General features: G+C 60.2%; 15 protein-coding genes. 7 read left to right on the plus strand and 8 right to left on the minus strand.

Features of this window, described 5'->3' with window-relative positions; genetic code table 11:
* Positions 1-50: 50 nt before the first annotated feature.
* The 3 genes from fghA to BLW36_RS15625 form a co-directional block, all read right to left on the minus strand.
* Positions 51-899 carry an S-formylglutathione hydrolase gene (gene fghA, locus BLW36_RS15615; protein ID WP_091390893.1) on the minus strand — a complete coding sequence of 283 codons (849 nt, stop codon included), beginning with the start codon at positions 897-899 and terminating at the stop codon, positions 51-53.
* A gap of 20 nt (positions 900-919) precedes the next feature.
* Positions 920-2,047 (minus strand): S-(hydroxymethyl)glutathione dehydrogenase/class III alcohol dehydrogenase, encoded by a 1,128-nt coding sequence (locus BLW36_RS15620; RefSeq protein ID WP_091390895.1) that lies wholly within the window; start codon positions 2,045-2,047, stop codon positions 920-922.
* A gap of 94 nt (positions 2,048-2,141) precedes the next feature.
* Positions 2,142-3,155 (minus strand): AraC family transcriptional regulator, encoded by a 1,014-nt coding sequence (locus tag BLW36_RS15625; protein WP_091390898.1) that lies wholly within the window; start codon positions 3,153-3,155, stop codon positions 2,142-2,144.
* Between the two features lie 78 nt (positions 3,156-3,233).
* Between BLW36_RS15625 and BLW36_RS15630 the strand changes: the two genes are divergently transcribed.
* Positions 3,234-3,689, plus strand: coding sequence for a hypothetical protein (locus BLW36_RS15630; protein ID WP_091390902.1), 456 nt, complete (start codon positions 3,234-3,236; stop codon positions 3,687-3,689).
* Positions 3,690-3,712: 23 nt separating this feature from the next.
* Here the strand turns inward: BLW36_RS15630 and BLW36_RS15635 are convergent, their stop codons facing one another.
* Positions 3,713-4,285 carry a PhnA domain-containing protein gene (locus tag BLW36_RS15635; protein WP_244506289.1) on the minus strand — a complete coding sequence of 191 codons (573 nt, stop codon included), beginning with the start codon at positions 4,283-4,285 and terminating at the stop codon, positions 3,713-3,715.
* A 314-nt stretch (positions 4,286-4,599) separates the two neighbouring features.
* Here BLW36_RS15635 and BLW36_RS15640 point away from each other — a divergent pair, with 314 nt between their 5' ends.
* Positions 4,600-6,141: a phospholipase D-like domain-containing protein gene (locus BLW36_RS15640; RefSeq protein WP_170833245.1), complete on the plus strand. Its 1,542-nt coding sequence runs from the start codon at positions 4,600-4,602 to the stop codon at positions 6,139-6,141.
* Between the two features lie 31 nt (positions 6,142-6,172).
* Here BLW36_RS15640 and BLW36_RS15645 read toward each other — a convergent pair whose 3' ends face one another.
* Both BLW36_RS15645 and BLW36_RS15650 read right to left on the minus strand, forming a co-directional pair.
* Positions 6,173-6,592 (minus strand): CBS domain-containing protein, encoded by a 420-nt coding sequence (locus BLW36_RS15645; RefSeq protein WP_091390906.1) that lies wholly within the window; start codon positions 6,590-6,592, stop codon positions 6,173-6,175.
* 76 nt (positions 6,593-6,668) lie between these two features.
* Positions 6,669-7,097: an Hsp20/alpha crystallin family protein gene (locus BLW36_RS15650; protein ID WP_091390909.1), complete on the minus strand. Its 429-nt coding sequence runs from the start codon at positions 7,095-7,097 to the stop codon at positions 6,669-6,671.
* A 299-nt stretch (positions 7,098-7,396) separates the two neighbouring features.
* On the opposite strand from BLW36_RS15650, the gene BLW36_RS15655 reads away from it, so the two are divergent.
* Both BLW36_RS15655 and corA read left to right on the plus strand, forming a co-directional pair.
* Complete coding sequence (locus BLW36_RS15655) at positions 7,397-7,834, plus strand: host attachment protein (protein WP_091390911.1); 438 nt, start codon at positions 7,397-7,399, stop codon at positions 7,832-7,834.
* Between the two features lie 117 nt (positions 7,835-7,951).
* Positions 7,952-8,905 (plus strand): magnesium/cobalt transporter CorA, encoded by a 954-nt coding sequence (corA, locus tag BLW36_RS15660; RefSeq protein ID WP_091390912.1) that lies wholly within the window; start codon positions 7,952-7,954, stop codon positions 8,903-8,905.
* Between the two features lie 45 nt (positions 8,906-8,950).
* Here corA and BLW36_RS15665 read toward each other — a convergent pair whose 3' ends face one another.
* On the minus strand, positions 8,951-10,462 hold the full coding sequence (locus tag BLW36_RS15665) for a dipeptidase (RefSeq protein WP_091390914.1): 1,512 nt from the start codon (positions 10,460-10,462) through the stop codon (positions 8,951-8,953).
* Between the two features lie 201 nt (positions 10,463-10,663).
* Here BLW36_RS15665 and BLW36_RS15670 point away from each other — a divergent pair, with 201 nt between their 5' ends.
* The 3 genes from BLW36_RS15670 to BLW36_RS15680 all read left to right on the plus strand — a co-directional run bounded on the left by BLW36_RS15670 (position 10,664) and on the right by BLW36_RS15680 (position 12,721).
* Positions 10,664-11,329, plus strand: a complete 666-nt coding sequence (locus tag BLW36_RS15670; RefSeq protein WP_091390916.1) for a hypothetical protein — start codon at positions 10,664-10,666, stop codon at positions 11,327-11,329.
* A gap of 188 nt (positions 11,330-11,517) precedes the next feature.
* Positions 11,518-12,114, plus strand: a complete 597-nt coding sequence (locus tag BLW36_RS15675) for a cytochrome b (RefSeq protein ID WP_091390918.1) — start codon at positions 11,518-11,520, stop codon at positions 12,112-12,114.
* Between the two features lie 40 nt (positions 12,115-12,154).
* A complete protein-coding gene (locus BLW36_RS15680; protein ID WP_091390920.1) occupies positions 12,155-12,721 on the plus strand; it encodes a YceI family protein in 567 nt (188 codons plus the stop codon).
* Positions 12,722-12,974: 253 nt separating this feature from the next.
* Here BLW36_RS15680 and BLW36_RS15685 read toward each other — a convergent pair whose 3' ends face one another.
* Complete coding sequence (locus BLW36_RS15685) at positions 12,975-14,393, minus strand: sodium/proline symporter (protein ID WP_091390922.1); 1,419 nt, start codon at positions 14,391-14,393, stop codon at positions 12,975-12,977.
* Between the last annotated feature and the right edge of the window lie 3 nt (positions 14,394-14,396).

A 14,396-nucleotide genomic window follows, 5' to 3' on the forward strand; every position in this document is an offset into this window, starting at 1 on the left:
CTGCACGCACATTAGCCGGCAGCAGAAGTCCGGCTAAGGCGCCTAACTCCTCAGTGTTTTAGCAGATAGTCGGCATGGAAACGCAGGTGCTGCTCGATAAAGCTGGCAATAAAGTAATAGCTGTGATCATAGCCCGCGTGATGCTCTACCTTCAGAGGATAGCCGCACGCCTCGGCAGCGGCCTGCAGGGCATGCGGCTTCAACTGCGTCTCCAGGAACTCGTCTTCGTCGCCCTGGGAAACCAGGATCGGCAGCTGCTCCGTCGCACGGGCGAGCAGTACCGTCGCGTCATACTCTTCCCAGGTGGACCTGTCCGCCCCCAGATAAGCACTGAACGCTTTCTCGCCCCAGGGGCAGGCAATGGGATTGGCGATGGGGCTGAACGCAGAGATCGACGTATAGCGCTCAGGATTGCGCAGGCCGATCACCAGCGCGCCGTGGCCGCCCATTGAATGGCCGCATACTGCGCGGCGCTGGCTCACCGGGAAGTTCGCCTCGATCAGCTGCGGCAGTTCGCTCACTACATAGTCGTACATACGGTAGTGCTGCTTCCACGGCTCCTGGGTGGCGTTCACGTAGAAGCCCGCGCCCTGGCCGAGGTCGTACTCCGGATCATCGGCAACATCGTCACCGCGCGGGCTGGTGTCGGGGATCACCAGGGCGATACCCAGCTCCGCTGCCATGCGCTGCGCGCCGGCCTTCTGGGAGAAGTTCTCGTCGGTGCAGGTCAGCCCCGACAGCCAGTACAGTACCGGAAACCTGTGCTCCCGCTCCTCCTCTGCCAATTGCGGCAGATAGATTGAGAAATGCATCTGGCAATCCAGAACTTTCGAATCGTGTCGATACTGCTGCTGCAGTCCATCAAATGACTTGGTGCTACTAAGTAACTTTATTGACATGCTTCTGCTTCCACCCCGGCTTAGTCGTAATGAATGACGCTGCGAATACTCTTGCCTTCGTGCATCAGGTCAAAGGCGTCATTGATTTTTTCCAGCGGCATAGTGTGGGTAATAAAGTCGTCCAACTGGAATTCTCCCGCCAAATAGCGCTCGACATAATCCGGCAACTCCGAACGCCCTTTTACGCCGCCGAAGGCGGTGCCACGCCAGACGCGACCGGTTACCAGCTGGAACGGGCGGGTACAGATTTCCTGACCGGCGCCGGCCACACCGATAATCACCGACTCGCCCCAGCCCTTGTGACAGCACTCCAGTGCCGCGCGCATCACGTTTACATTGCCGATGCACTCGAACGAATAATCCACGCCGCCGTCGGTCAGCTCGACGATGACCTCCTGGATCGGCTTGTCGTAATTCTTCGGGTTGATGCAGTCGCTGGCGCCGAGCTTTTTCGCCAGCTCGAACTTGGACTCGTTGATATCGATACCGATGATGCGACCGGCTCCCGCCATGCGCGCGCCGATCACCGCCGACAGGCCGATGCCGCCGAGGCCGAAGATGGCTACCGTCGCGCCCGGCTCCACCTTGGCAGTGTTCATCACCGCACCCATGCCGGTGGTCACTCCGCAACCCAGCAGGCAGACTTCCTCCAGCGGTGCTTCGGGATTGATCTTGGCCAGCGATATCTCCGGCAGTACCGTGTACTCCGAGAAGGTGGAGGTGCCCATGTAGTGATAGATGGGCTTGCCGTCGATGGAGAAGCGTGTGGTGCCGTCGGGCATCAGCCCCTGCCCCTGGGTGGCACGGATTTTCTGGCACAGGTTGGTCTTGCCGGACTTGCAGAATTTGCACTCGCCGCACTCCGGCGTGTAGAGCGGGATGACATGATCCCCTACTTTCACGCTGGTCACCCCTTCGCCGACCGATTCGACGATACCGCCGCCCTCGTGACCGAGAATCGCCGGAAATACGCCCTCCGGGTCTTCGCCGGACAGGGTAAACGCATCGGTGTGGCACACGCCAGTTGCCACCAGCTTGACCCGCACCTCGCCCTTCTGCGGCGGCATTACGTCGACTTCCTCGATGGTGAGCGGCTGTCCGGCCTCCCAAGCAACGGCGGCTTTGCAGCGAATGGTTTCTGCTGTCATTGTTATCTTTCCTATCGGAGAGTTGGCGGAGTTTCTGAGGCCCAGCATAGCCCGGCTGTCAGTGCCCGCGCAAAAGCACTTTTCGGTGCTGCGGCTACCCCGGCTGGCGATGTTTTTTGCGCCACTGTAGCGGCGAGCAGCCGTGTACGACACGAAACGCCTTGGAAAAGGCACTGATATCCGTGTAGCCGAGGCTGGCCGACAGAAGGTTGATATCGATACTCGAAGCGCGCAGATGCCAGCGCGCGGTTTCCATGCGCGCATCCTGCAGTAGCTGCTTGAACGAGGTACCGGCCTCGCGCAGGCGTCGCTGCAGAGTGCGGGGTGGAATATTGATGAGTTCGGCAATCTGCGCCAGACCGTGCTGCTGCGCGCCCAGCGTCTGCAGAATCAGGGTGCGTACCTGCAGGGCAATATCGCCCCGATACTCCCGCAGCAACTGTTGGGTAAATTCCTCGAAGTAGTGATTGAGCCTGCTGCCGGGGCGGCGCAATGGCCGCTGCAGTATCTCCGCATCGAATACCAGGCTGTCGCGCTCTTCTCCGAATAGAACGTCACAGTTGAAGAAGTCCCGATAGCACTGCTGCGGCGAGACCGGTTGCTGGCGGAAGGTAACCCGGCGCGGGCGGATATCCTCGCCGGCCAGATCCTGAATCAGGCGGTAGCCGGCACCCATGGCAAGTTCCCGATACTGTTGTGCCGCAAGCGGCTCCTCGAAGTGATCGATACGCTGTGCGATCAGCTCGTCGCCATCCATCTGAATGCGCCAGTGATCCGCCTGGTTGTGCAGCACCATGTAACGATGGGTGGCCGCCAGTGCTGCGCCCAGATCCCCGTCGTGCAGTAATAGTTTTCCCAGCGCACCAAGGATGCGCACCCCCTGCATATTCGCCAGCCGCAGGCCGAAGTCATTGCACCGCAGCTCGTCGGCGCACAGGTTCAACAGCTCTGTCAGTGTCGCGATCGGTATCAGTATGTCCGGACGGCGCACGCAATCCGCCGGCAGGCCGACGCGGGTGAGCAGCGCGGAGGGATCGCCGCCGAGTTGTGGCACCAGCAGGTTGAAGCCGGCCAGCGCACCGCTGCGGATTTCGTAAACGGGTTTCATTCATCCCCTCTGGGGCTGTACATCATTCTGGTCCAATTCTTGCTGAGTTTAAGTCGAGAACATCAACGGGAGGGAATTATGGACAATCACGATTGGCTCATGAACTCGGAAGTGTTGACCATCCTGCGGAAACTGCGCAAGCGCCTCAAGGCGGAGTTCGACATCAACCTGCGCTACGCCGATTTTGACTTCGAGCAACAGCTGGCCCAGGCAAAATCGAGGACCGTCGATTCCGAGACCCAGCGTATGATTGCCGGGCTGGAAATGCGGCGCGGCGCGCCGTTCCAGACCGGCGACGAGTTACCGGCCCGCCTGTACCGCGGCCAGCCGATTCTCGAAGAGCCGCCGAAGAAGCGGGATATCTACGAACTGATCTACGGCGACGAACTGGTGCGGCACACAGCCGGCACGCGCGAACCCCATGCAGCGGGTAAAACCCTCCGCGGCCAGCAGGTGCTGCAAGAGCACGGCCAGGCCGCACGGGGCAGCCGCAAAATCTACCGCGGCCGGTTTATCGTCGATGGCGGAAACTGATTCACCGCTGATGCGCCGCTATCTCAGCCGGACTTTTTCACGAATTTGGTCAGGATCACGATACGCTGGCCGTCAACCCGGCCCTCGATATGCTCCGGGTTGTCGGTCAGGCTGATACCGCGCACCGCGGTGCCGCGCTTGGCGACGATACTGGTGCCCTTCACATCCAGGTCCTTGATAATGGTGACAGTATCGCCGGCCTGCAGTTGTACGCCATTGCAGTCACGGTGCACCGGCGTCTCGCCCTCTTCCGGCAGCGCCCCGGCCTGGGCCCAGGCGAGCTGGTCGTCATCCAGGTAGAGCATATCGAGCAGATCCTGCGCCCAGGTCTCACCGGAAAGGCGCTTGAGCAGTCGCCACGCCATCACCTGTACCGCCGGTACCGGGGTCCACATACTGTCGCCCAGACAACGCCAGTGCGCACTGTCCAGGTTGGCGGGATTATCCAGCTGGCCGCGGCAGGTATCGCACAGCAGAATGTCCGCATCGCCACGCCCTTCTGACGACGGCACGGCGTAGGATTGCAGTCCGTTTTCCGCGCTACAGAGTTCGCACTTGCCACCGCTGCGTTCCATCAGTTGCTGTTCGCTGCTCACAACATTGTCCTCGGGAAAAAGCGCGGATTATACGCGCTTCGCAACCATTTCCGTTCAGTCTACCCCAAAAAATCCGTGCGGCAGATTCAGACGTGAGCAGGACAGCGGGAAGCAATAAGGGATCGCCGCCAGTGTTGACACTCGACCGGTTTGTAGCGCCCGCTGTCAATGGAACCGTGGACGAATCTGACCGCATGCGTTGCTGTTCGCCTGGGGCACGGATGGAATTCCGCGCCAGCCGGTGTATCCGGGCCCATCTATACTGCGATTCTGAATCTGTTGAAAATGCGCCGGCCGGCTCCGGTACTGGCCGTATGGAAGTTGCCTTGCGCCAGTATCCGCTGTTACTCGCCATCCTGCTGCCTCTCTGCCTGTGCGCCTGCTCCGGCCAGCCGCTGTTCCCCGATCAGCCTCCGCGGGTGCCCAGCCAGCACCTGCAACCACCGGCGGATGCGACCCTGGCCGTCGCCAGCAGGCGCCTCACCACCACCCGCCCGGGTCAGAGTGGCGTCTACCCGGTTACCTCCGCACACAATGCGCTGGCTGTACGTCTGGAAGCAATCCGCGCCGCGGAGAGTTCCATCGATATCCAGTACTTTATTTTTCGCCGCGATGAGACCGGCCTGCTGCTGATTCTGGAGCTGTTGCACGCCGCCGATCGCGGCGTCCGCGTGCGCTTCCTGCTGGACGACTTCACCACTGGCGACGCCGCTGAGATTCTCGCCGCCCTGCAGCAGCACCCGAACATCGAGGTGCGTCTGTTCAATCCATTTCCACACAAAGCGCCCAGACCTCTGGAATTTTTTGCCGACTTCGGCCGCCTGCAGCGGCGGATGCACAACAAGTCCTTCACCGTCGACAACCGGGTGACCTTTATCGGCGGGCGCAATCTCAGCAACAAGTATTTCGGCATCGACGACAAGGTCCACTTCGGCGATCTGGACCTGGTGGCCATCGGCGCGGTGGTGCCGGATATAGCGCGCCAGTTCGACCTCTACTGGAACAGCCGCTACAGCTTTCCAGTGCAGACGGTGTTCGATCACCACGCGGACACTGCCGAGAAGCAGCGCCTGCTCGCCGAGCTGGACTACAACGGACACCAGTTGCTGCTCAGTGACTACGGCAGAAGCCTGGAGACATCGACGGTATTGGCCACACTCGGCGCTGACGACCGCCTGTGGTACTGGGGTAAGACCCGCGCACTCTATGACCCGCCACAGAAAGTCGAATACCCTCCATACCGAAATGCCAAATTCGCCGGCGGGGAGCTGATGCAGATGATCCTCGGCGCACAACGGCAACTGATCATCATCTCACCCTACCTGCTACCCGGCGACGAATATCTGCAGCCGTTGATCAACGCTGCCCAGCGCGGCGTGGACGTGCATATCCTGACTAATTCCCTGGCATCCACCGACGTGGTTCTGGTACACGGCGCCTACCGCAAATACCGCAAGCCACTGCTGGAGGCGGGTATTCACCTGTACGAACTTTCCAGCGAACTGAAATACAAGCTGGACAACTGGAACGGCGTGTCAAAATCGCTGCTACACGCCAAGGCCTTTGTCGTCGACGGTGAATGGCTCTACGTTGGCTCCTTCAATCTCGATCCGCGCTCGATTCTGTTGAATACCGAACTTGGCGCGATCATAAATTCACCTCAGCTGGCGAGTAAAATTGCGAAGAATTTTACCGCCAATGTACGTAATAACGCCTACCAGCTGCGATTGGACAAGGGGGAAATAGTCTGGCATTGGGCAGATGGCAGCCGCCTGAGCCGCGAGCCCGGCGCCAGTTTCTGGCAGAGGGTCGGATCCCGCCTCAGCAGCTGGCTTCCGATTGAGCACCTGCTGTGAGCGCGATCCAACGCTCTTGCTGTCACATAAACTAGTGATGATGCCCGGACACCGCAGTCGCGAACTCGCCGCTCTGCTTGCGGGCTACTGCGTGGGTAATGTCACCCAGACTCAAAATGCCGACCATGCGCTTTTCGCTGTTCATCACCGGCATACGGCGCAATTGTTGCTCCTCCATTTTCTGCACCGCGGTATTCATATCATCGTCTTCCCAGCACCACTCGATGCCTTCCGTCATGACGTCGCGGGCAGTCAGAGAAGAAATATCGCCACCTTTGGTTACACCGCGACAGGCGATATCCCGGTCGGTCACCATACCAACCAGTCTGTCGTTTTCACCGATGGGAACTGCACCGATATCCTCGTCGCGCAGTATTTTCGCCACTTCTGACAGGGGTGTATCCGGTGCACACCAGGTACACCCCTCATGCATTGCTTGCTTCACTTTCATGGTTCAACTCCACAGTTACTTCGCCGCCTGCAGTGTAAGGTGACCAAAGGCCATCGACCTGTACGGCGGCAGGGACCTAATGAATTTCGATACGCTTCCGTTGCGGCTGGCGCTCCTCGTGCTTCGGTACCTTTAATGTCAGTACGCCATCCTTGAAGTTCGCATCGATTTCCTCCTCACTGACATCTTCACCCAGGTTGAAGCTGCGCATGAACTTACCGTAGCGGCGCTCCTGGCGAATGACCTTGCCTTCCTTCTCCTGTTTTTCCTCTTGGTGCACTTCCGCCTCCAGGGTCAGGACGCCATTTTCCAGGGTGACATTGATATCGTCCTTGCTAACGCCCGGCAGCTCTGCACTGATCTCGTAGCTGTCCTTGTTTTCACTGACATCGATTCGAGGAGAGAAAAAGCCCTCGCGTCCGGCTCCGCCGCTGCGCGCCGGCGACATCATCTGCTCAAACATGTTGTCCAGGTCCAGCAGGGACCCTCTCGGTATCAGGCTCATGACGAAACCTCCATCTATTACACCTTTTCGCTGACGGGAGTCACAGGTAGTGATGAGGCATCGAAAACGCAACGCCCTGCGCCCGTCGCACCGTGCGTAAATTCTAGGGAGTGCACGGCCACTCAGTAGGGCTATATCCCCTCTTCTAAGGGTCGAACCGTCATAAGAGAGGCTTCCGGGATTCGATATCTTTTATAAACAAAAGAATCAACAGGCGTACCTTCTTATACCAACTGCCCCGCGTCGTTGACGCCTCATTCAACTAGCATTAAGGATAGAAAAACGGCGAGGATACTGTCATGGCATTAGCATGGGTACTTGTGGCCAACCAATCGCAGGCGCGGCTGTTCGAGGCCGAAAAACGCGCGGGAGATCTCCACGAACTCAAAACCATGGTTCACCCCGAGTCGCGGCTGCCTGGCCGTGAGCAATTCAGTGATGCGCCGGGACGAAGTTTTGACAGTGGCGCCTACGGGCGTCACGGCATGGGTAATGTCAGGGAGGTGCACCGTCGTAACGGTGAGGATTTCGCCCGTGAAATTGCCCACGCACTGGAGCGCGGCCGCAAGGAGGGCCGCTTCGAGAAGCTCTATATCGTCGCGGAACCCCAGATGGTGGGCAGCCTGCGCGATTCGCTGAAATCACCGACGCGCGCCACCATCGCCGGCGAGATGGGCAAGAATCTGGTGAGCTGCGACCCAGAGGAGATACGCGCACAGCTGCCGGAGTGGCTGTAGCGGTCTAGTAAGCGTAGTACCGGGCAGCGGCGAAAAATATCCGAGAAAGATTGATTTGCGCCCCGCAGATTGCAACCATGTGGCTGAGCAACACCATCACGCCACAGGGACACAGCAATGCTGAGACTCTTTGAGATCAGGCGGGGCAAGGTCGTCGAGCAACCGGGCGACGCGGGGGTTAGCGAACAGCAACTCGCCGAAGTGGTCTGGATCGATCTACAGGATCCCGAGGAAGAGGAGCGCGAGCTGCTGGAAAAGCTGCTGCGCACCGAACTGCCGGAATCCGAAGACGTCGAGGAAATCGAGGCCTCCGCGCGTTACTTTGTCGACGATGCCGGGGTGCATATCCACTCCCTGTTCCTGACCCAGAGCGAGGGGCGCCACGATACGGCGACGGTCGCCTTTATTCTGCAGCCGCAGAGACTGATCACGGTACGCGAAACTGAGCTGGCGGATTTCCGCCTGCTGAGGATGCGCGCGCGCCGCCAGCAGGTAGAGGCGCGCAGCGCCCAGGAACTGGCGGTGCAGCTGTTCGAGCAGAAAGTGGAAAACCTGGCGGACGCGCTGGAAGACATTCACCTGAAGCTGGGGGAAGCGAGCTATCTGGTGCTCGAGGATGAAGGCGCGGATCTGGAGGATGCGATAGACCTGCTTGCCAAACTGGAAGACAGTAACGGAAAGGTGTTGCTGTGTCTGATGGATACCCGCCGCTCCATCACTTTCCTGCAACGCCATATCCATATCGACAATGAACTGCAGGAGAGCTTCCGCGATATCACCCGCGATATCGACACCCTGACGGCGCATACCGGCTTCCTGTTCAACAAGATCAACTTCCTGATGGACTCCACCCAGGGGTTTATCAATATCCAGCAGACCAACATCATCAAGATGTTTTCGATCGCCGCGGTGGTGTTCCTGCCACCGACCACCGTCGCCAGTATTTATGGCATGAACTTCGAGGTCATGCCGGAACTGAAATGGCTGCTGGGTTATCCCTTTGCGCTGGTACTGATCGTGCTGGCCGGTATCGCGCCCTACCTGTATTTCAAGAAAAAGGGCTGGCTCTGATTTACCGGCCGAGCGAACCCATAATTCGCCCGGCCGGCAGCCAGTCTATAGATTGCCTATCTCGATCATCATCGCCGTGTACATCTGCAGGTTCAGGCGAAACTGTTCGACGGTGATGAACTCATGCTCGGAATGGCCGGTGTAGGCCGCGCCGGGCATGGACGGCCCGAAGCTGACCGCGTTCGGCAGTAACTTGGCATTGGTGGAGCCGCCGATGGCGACCGGGCCGGCGTCCTCGATACCGGTGAACTGCCGGAACACCTGCAACAGCGGCTCGACATGCGGCGCCTCATCGACCCGGTACGGATCGCCCAGCTCCACCTCGATGTTGGCCAGTTCGATACCGCTCTGTTTCTGCCAGTCCGCCAGGGCGTGGCGGATTTCGCCATCCAGCTGCTCAGCGCTCTTGCCGGTCGGGCGACGCAGATTCAGGTAGCTGGTGAGTCCTTCGCCTTCGGCCTTGACCATGGTTACTGCCGCAGTCATCGGCCCCATAAAGTCGTCGCGGTAGGCGATGTCGCCGAACTGCTCCGCCAATATACCGGTGCCGACCAGGTCGTTCAGATAGCGCACCGTACTGCCGGCCGCATTGGCGGGCCAGTCGTACACCTGCAGGGCATCGGCGAGGAATGCGATCGCATTGACACCGTGCTCCGGCTCCGAACTGTGCGTGGCCCTGCCGCGGGCAACGATGTCGAGGCCGCCGTCGCGCTCGGCAAACTCGTACTGCACCGCTTTGTGCGCGGCCGCACGCGCGCGGATCGCCCGCATCAGTTGCGGCGTCGCATTGACGACCGAGGCGTGGGCTTCATCGGGAACCTGGCTGCGAAAATAACCGCCGTAAAATTCGCTCAGATAGGGCTTGCCGGTGTTTTCAAGCGCGGTGGCCGCGGCGGTCACCTGTACCTCGCTCCAGCCTTTTTCCGCAGTGACCACCGGATAATTAGCATCGATGGTGATGTTGTAGGCCGGTAACGGATAGGTCTTCAGGAAGGCTTTCAGCGGCGCCCAGTCGGATTCCTCGGCAAGATAAATCAACAGCTCGATGCGCCGCTTCATCGGCACGCCCCGGTCCTTGATCGCCTTCATCGCATAGAGCGCGGTGGCAATCGGCCCCTTGTCGTCCTCGCTGCCGCGGGCGATCAGCTTGCCGGGCTCGCTGTCCCGGTCCAGGTAAAACGGGCTCTTGCGCCACTTGGCCGGATTCGCCGGCTGTACGTCACCGTGGGTCACTATGCCCAGCTTTTCCGGTCCCTCACCCAGGGCGATGATCACCACGTGACCGTGATCCTGGTATTCGAGCCCCAGTCGACGCGCCTGGTCGCGCAGGGCGTGCTTGAAACCGCTGAATGCCTCGTTTTGCTCCAGCGGCACATCGTCACGGGCCACGGTTTCGAACCTGACCAGTTCGGCCAGGGTGTCGATCATGGCCGTCTCGTATTTCCGCACCGCGTAGTCCGCGGTATTTTGCGCCACCGGTGACACATCGGCGCCGGCGAGTGCTGACGACAGCAGTAGCGGCGAGAACAGGGACAAGAGTACAGGTTTCAACTTCACAGGCGGCTCCCCCGGCGCGTAAAAGGCGCCATTGTACGCCCATTTCCCCAGCCGGTTTACCTGCAGGCAGGAATGCCAATGGCCATCGCCATGAGGGAGCAAAGGTCAGCCGGTTGACCGGTGGACACAGCGGGCAGCTGCTAAGATTGAAGTCTGACGATCAACAAATAAGTGCCGGCCAATATGTGCCGGAGGCAGTGCATGGGAACCACTATCCCCAAACCCTTCCACCGCAGGCAATGGCTGAGTGTACAGCAGGCGGTCAATCATCTGAGCGCCGTGGCAGAAGAACCGGTCACCAGTGCCGATCTGGCCGATCTGGCGGACCAGCACCTGCTGGATCTGTACTGGTATCGCCCGGGTCAGAAGCTCGTCTACCTGGGCCGCCCGGAAACCAGCGAACTCACAGAACCACTGCGCCTGTGCGCGGAAAACCACAGCGATTGGAGCGCCATAACCGGGATCCTGCGCCAGCAACCCGCCCTGCCCGCCTATGAACAGGACACGCCGCTACTGGAAGACGCTGAAGGCAACCGCCTGCGCATCAGTTTCGACCGCCGCCAGCGTCCCGAGCCGTTCAGTAGCCGCTGGTACCCGACCCTGGCCGAGCTGGTACTAAAGCGCAGCGACCTCGAGCGACTGGAACCGCAGCTTTTCTCCGCCCAGGAAACGGAGCACCCGCTGGAGCAACACCTACTGCTCAACGTGATCTGGCAGCTCGAGCAGATGGCGCTGGACGGCAACCACCACTCCACTGCCTGGCTGGCGGATCAGCTGGCGCAGCGCTCAGGCTCGATAGACCGCACCGCCCTGGAACGCGTGCTGGCGGCAGCCGAGCGTGAGGGTGTGCGCGGCACACCGCACTGACTCCCACAAAGTCCCCCTCCCATTCGCACGCGCGTGCCGCCCACCGATTGCGCCAATCTTTTCGATAGGTTTCTTCAGATTTTTGCGCTTTTTCCCTACAGCGGAATTTTTATAATTGTTAGCCTGTCACAGAGCGGTGGCCGCGAGCCGCGCCGCGATTTCGATTTGCAACGCACGGAGGTGGCCAGATGTCGGCCAGAAACAGCGACAGACACTACGGCTGGGTCGCGATTGTCCTGCACTGGTTTATGGCACCGGCCATTATCGGTATGTTCGCGCTGGGCTGGTGGATGCGGCAGCTTTCCTATTATGACCCCTGGTATCGCCAGGGACCGGAACTGCACAAGGGAATCGGCATCCTGCTGCTCGGCTTGCTACTGGCAAGGCTGCTGTGGAAATGGCTAAACCCCAGCCCGGTGGCCGAGCCCGGCACACCGCGCTGGCAGACGCTGGCGGCGCGCGCGGCCCACGGCACCCTCTATTTGCTGCTGCTCGCCATCATGTGCTCCGGCTACCTGATTTCCACCGCCGACGGCCGCCCTATCGACGTATTCGGCTGGTTCAGTGTTCCCGCCACCATTCAGGGCATTGCCAACCAGGAGGATATCGCCGGTGAGATTCACGAGGTTCTCGCCTGGACCCTGATGGCCCTGGTCACGCTGCACGCACTGGCGGCACTTAAGCACCATTTCATCGATCGCGATGCCACCCTGCGCAAAATGCTGGGCCTCCGCAACAGTAGCGAGGCATCCGGTAATCGCGTTCAAACCCGAGCAACACTCTGATCTGCAACCACGACGACTAGTAACTAAAAGGAGAATTAACATGAAACAACTGGCAGTTTTTCTGTTCGCCGCATTGCTCGGCGCCACCGCCCAGGCCGCCGAGTACAAGATCGACACCAAAGGCGCCCACGCGTTTATCCAGTTCCGTATCAAGCACCTGGGCTACAGCTGGCTCTACGGCCGCTTCGATGACTTCGACGGTTCCTTCTACTACGACGACAAGGCTCCGGAGAAATCCTCCGTCAACGTCAACATCGATGTGACCAGCCTCAACAGCAACCACGCCGAGCGCGACAAGCACCTGCGCAGTGCCGACTTCCTGCACACCGCCAAGTTCCCGACCGCCACCTTCAAGAGCACCGGCTTCGAGCCGCTGAGTGACGGCAAGGCCAAACTGACTGGTGAGCTGACCCTGCGCGGCGTGACCAAGCCGATCACCATCGACGTGACCAATATCGGCGGCGGCAAGGATCCCTGGGGCGGCTACCGCCAGGGCTTCAGCGGCAGCACCGAGTTCGCGCTGGAAGATTTCGGTATCGACTACAACCTGGGCCCGGCCTCGCAGAAGGTTGAAATGATCCTGGATATCGAAGGCGTCAAGATCTGATCCATGCGCTGACCGAAAAAGCCCGGCAACCCGACGGGAAGCCAAAGCGCCAGGGCCAGTATTTCGAAACCGTCGGTGCCAGGGAAGGCACCGACGGAGCTACAGGGATGTATTCATGCGTTTTCGAAATACTGGCCCTGGTGATTTGGCGCCACAGATCCCGTGAAAAAATTTTGACGGGCTTATCGACAAAAAAGCCCGGCTGACAGCCGGGCTTTTTTATGCGTACAGAATCAACTCTGTGCGGATTTCTTCAGGCGTTGGCGCCACTCGGCAGCGGCTCCCGCTCGAGCCACCTTGCCAGGCCGAACACCGTCAGGCCGGCGAGAATTCCCGGCATTCCCTCGTAGATATGACCGTGCCAGCCAAGCCAGCGCCACAGCAGCGCGGTCGCCAGGCCGATCAGGCTCATTGCGATACACGCCTTCTGTGACGGGCGCCCGCCCAGGGCGAGCACGATCAGCAGCGGTGCAAAGGCCGAGGCCAGCGACGACCAGGACATCACCACCAGACTGAATACGCTCTGCTTGTTCAATAGTGCCCAGCCCACCGCCGCAGCGGTGATCAACAGCGTCGCCACTTTCAGTATCCAGGTTTTCTCGATCCGGTGCGGCAGAATGTCGTGGGTCACTGCCGCCGAGCAGCTCAGCACCAGCGAATCCGCGGTGGACATGGTGGCCGCGAAAATACCGGCGAGAATCAGCCCGACAAACACCGGCGACAGCAGCTCCATCGCCATCATCGGCAGCGCCAACTCCGCGTCGAAACTGCCCGGGTCGCTCAACATGATGCGCGCGAGCATGCCCACGCCGGTAGCCATAGCGTAGAAGGCCGTGAACCACAGGTAGTACCAGAGCCGCGCCTGCACCATGCGGTCTGCCGATTCCAGTGCCATGAAGCGCACCATCACGTGCGGCTGGCCAATGACCGAGAGACCGGCGAACAGCCAACTCAGAGCGAAAATCACGCCGCCGGCAGCACCCGGCAACAGCAGGTCCTGTGGATACCAGTTGAGGAAACCCTCCACTTCTCCCATGGACTGAATCGCCGCGCCGACACCGCCAATCGAACTGGTGGCGACATACAACAGCGTACCCATAGCGACGATCATCACCAGCGACTGCGCCGCGTCGGTCCAGATGGACGCGCGGATGCCGCCGGCCAGGCAGTAAGCGGCCACGATCACCCCGCCGATCACTGCGCCGCTCCAGATCGGCATATCCAGCAGCACGTACAGCGCCTTGCTGCCGGCCACCAGCTGCGCGCTGGCATAGGCGAGCAGGAACAACAGCGACAGGACCCCGGCGAGGCGCTGCCAGGCCGCAAAGCGCGAGCCGCCCCAATGGCTGATCACGCCGGCGTAACTGGATTCACCGGTCTCCCGCGTCGCCCGGCACAGAGACTTGTGCACCCACAGGGAGCCGAGCAGATCGCCCAGAATCCAGCCCACCATCAGCCAGATGGAAGCCAGCCCGGTGGCATAGGTGTAGCCGATCACACCGATAAACATATAGCCGCTGTTGTTCGTGGCCACGGCAGACAGGCCAACCAAGAACGGCGATACGTCGTGACTGGCGAGGTAGTAATCCTTTTTGGTGCCGCGGCTTTTCACCACGGAACTGACGCCGATGGCAGCAAACATGGCCAGAAAAAACAGAAAGCTGATTAACACGGC

The sequence above is a fragment of the Microbulbifer marinus genome (genome assembly GCF_900107725.1).
Taxonomy (GTDB): domain Bacteria; phylum Pseudomonadota; class Gammaproteobacteria; order Pseudomonadales; family Cellvibrionaceae; genus Microbulbifer; species Microbulbifer marinus.

What these genes read in the sequence shown, in the direction of transcription:
- fghA (WP_091390893.1), bottom strand. Translation starts at nt 899, where the DNA reads ATGTCAATAAAGTTACTTAGTAGCACCAAGTCATTTGATGGACTGCAG.
- BLW36_RS15620 (WP_091390895.1), bottom strand. Translation starts at nt 2,047, where the DNA reads ATGACAGCAGAAACCATTCGCTGCAAAGCCGCCGTTGCTTGGGAGGCC.
- BLW36_RS15625 (WP_091390898.1), bottom strand. Translation starts at nt 3,155, where the DNA reads ATGAAACCCGTTTACGAAATCCGCAGCGGTGCGCTGGCCGGCTTCAAC.
- BLW36_RS15630 (WP_091390902.1), top strand. Translation starts at nt 3,234, where the DNA reads ATGGACAATCACGATTGGCTCATGAACTCGGAAGTGTTGACCATCCTG.
- BLW36_RS15640 (WP_170833245.1), top strand. Translation starts at nt 4,600, where the DNA reads ATGGAAGTTGCCTTGCGCCAGTATCCGCTGTTACTCGCCATCCTGCTG.
- BLW36_RS15645 (WP_091390906.1), bottom strand. Translation starts at nt 6,592, where the DNA reads ATGAAAGTGAAGCAAGCAATGCATGAGGGGTGTACCTGGTGTGCACCG.
- BLW36_RS15650 (WP_091390909.1), bottom strand. Translation starts at nt 7,097, where the DNA reads ATGAGCCTGATACCGAGAGGGTCCCTGCTGGACCTGGACAACATGTTT.
- BLW36_RS15655 (WP_091390911.1), top strand. Translation starts at nt 7,397, where the DNA reads ATGGCATTAGCATGGGTACTTGTGGCCAACCAATCGCAGGCGCGGCTG.
- corA (WP_091390912.1), top strand. Translation starts at nt 7,952, where the DNA reads ATGCTGAGACTCTTTGAGATCAGGCGGGGCAAGGTCGTCGAGCAACCG.
- BLW36_RS15670 (WP_091390916.1), top strand. Translation starts at nt 10,664, where the DNA reads ATGGGAACCACTATCCCCAAACCCTTCCACCGCAGGCAATGGCTGAGT.
- BLW36_RS15675 (WP_091390918.1), top strand. Translation starts at nt 11,518, where the DNA reads ATGTCGGCCAGAAACAGCGACAGACACTACGGCTGGGTCGCGATTGTC.
- BLW36_RS15680 (WP_091390920.1), top strand. Translation starts at nt 12,155, where the DNA reads ATGAAACAACTGGCAGTTTTTCTGTTCGCCGCATTGCTCGGCGCCACC.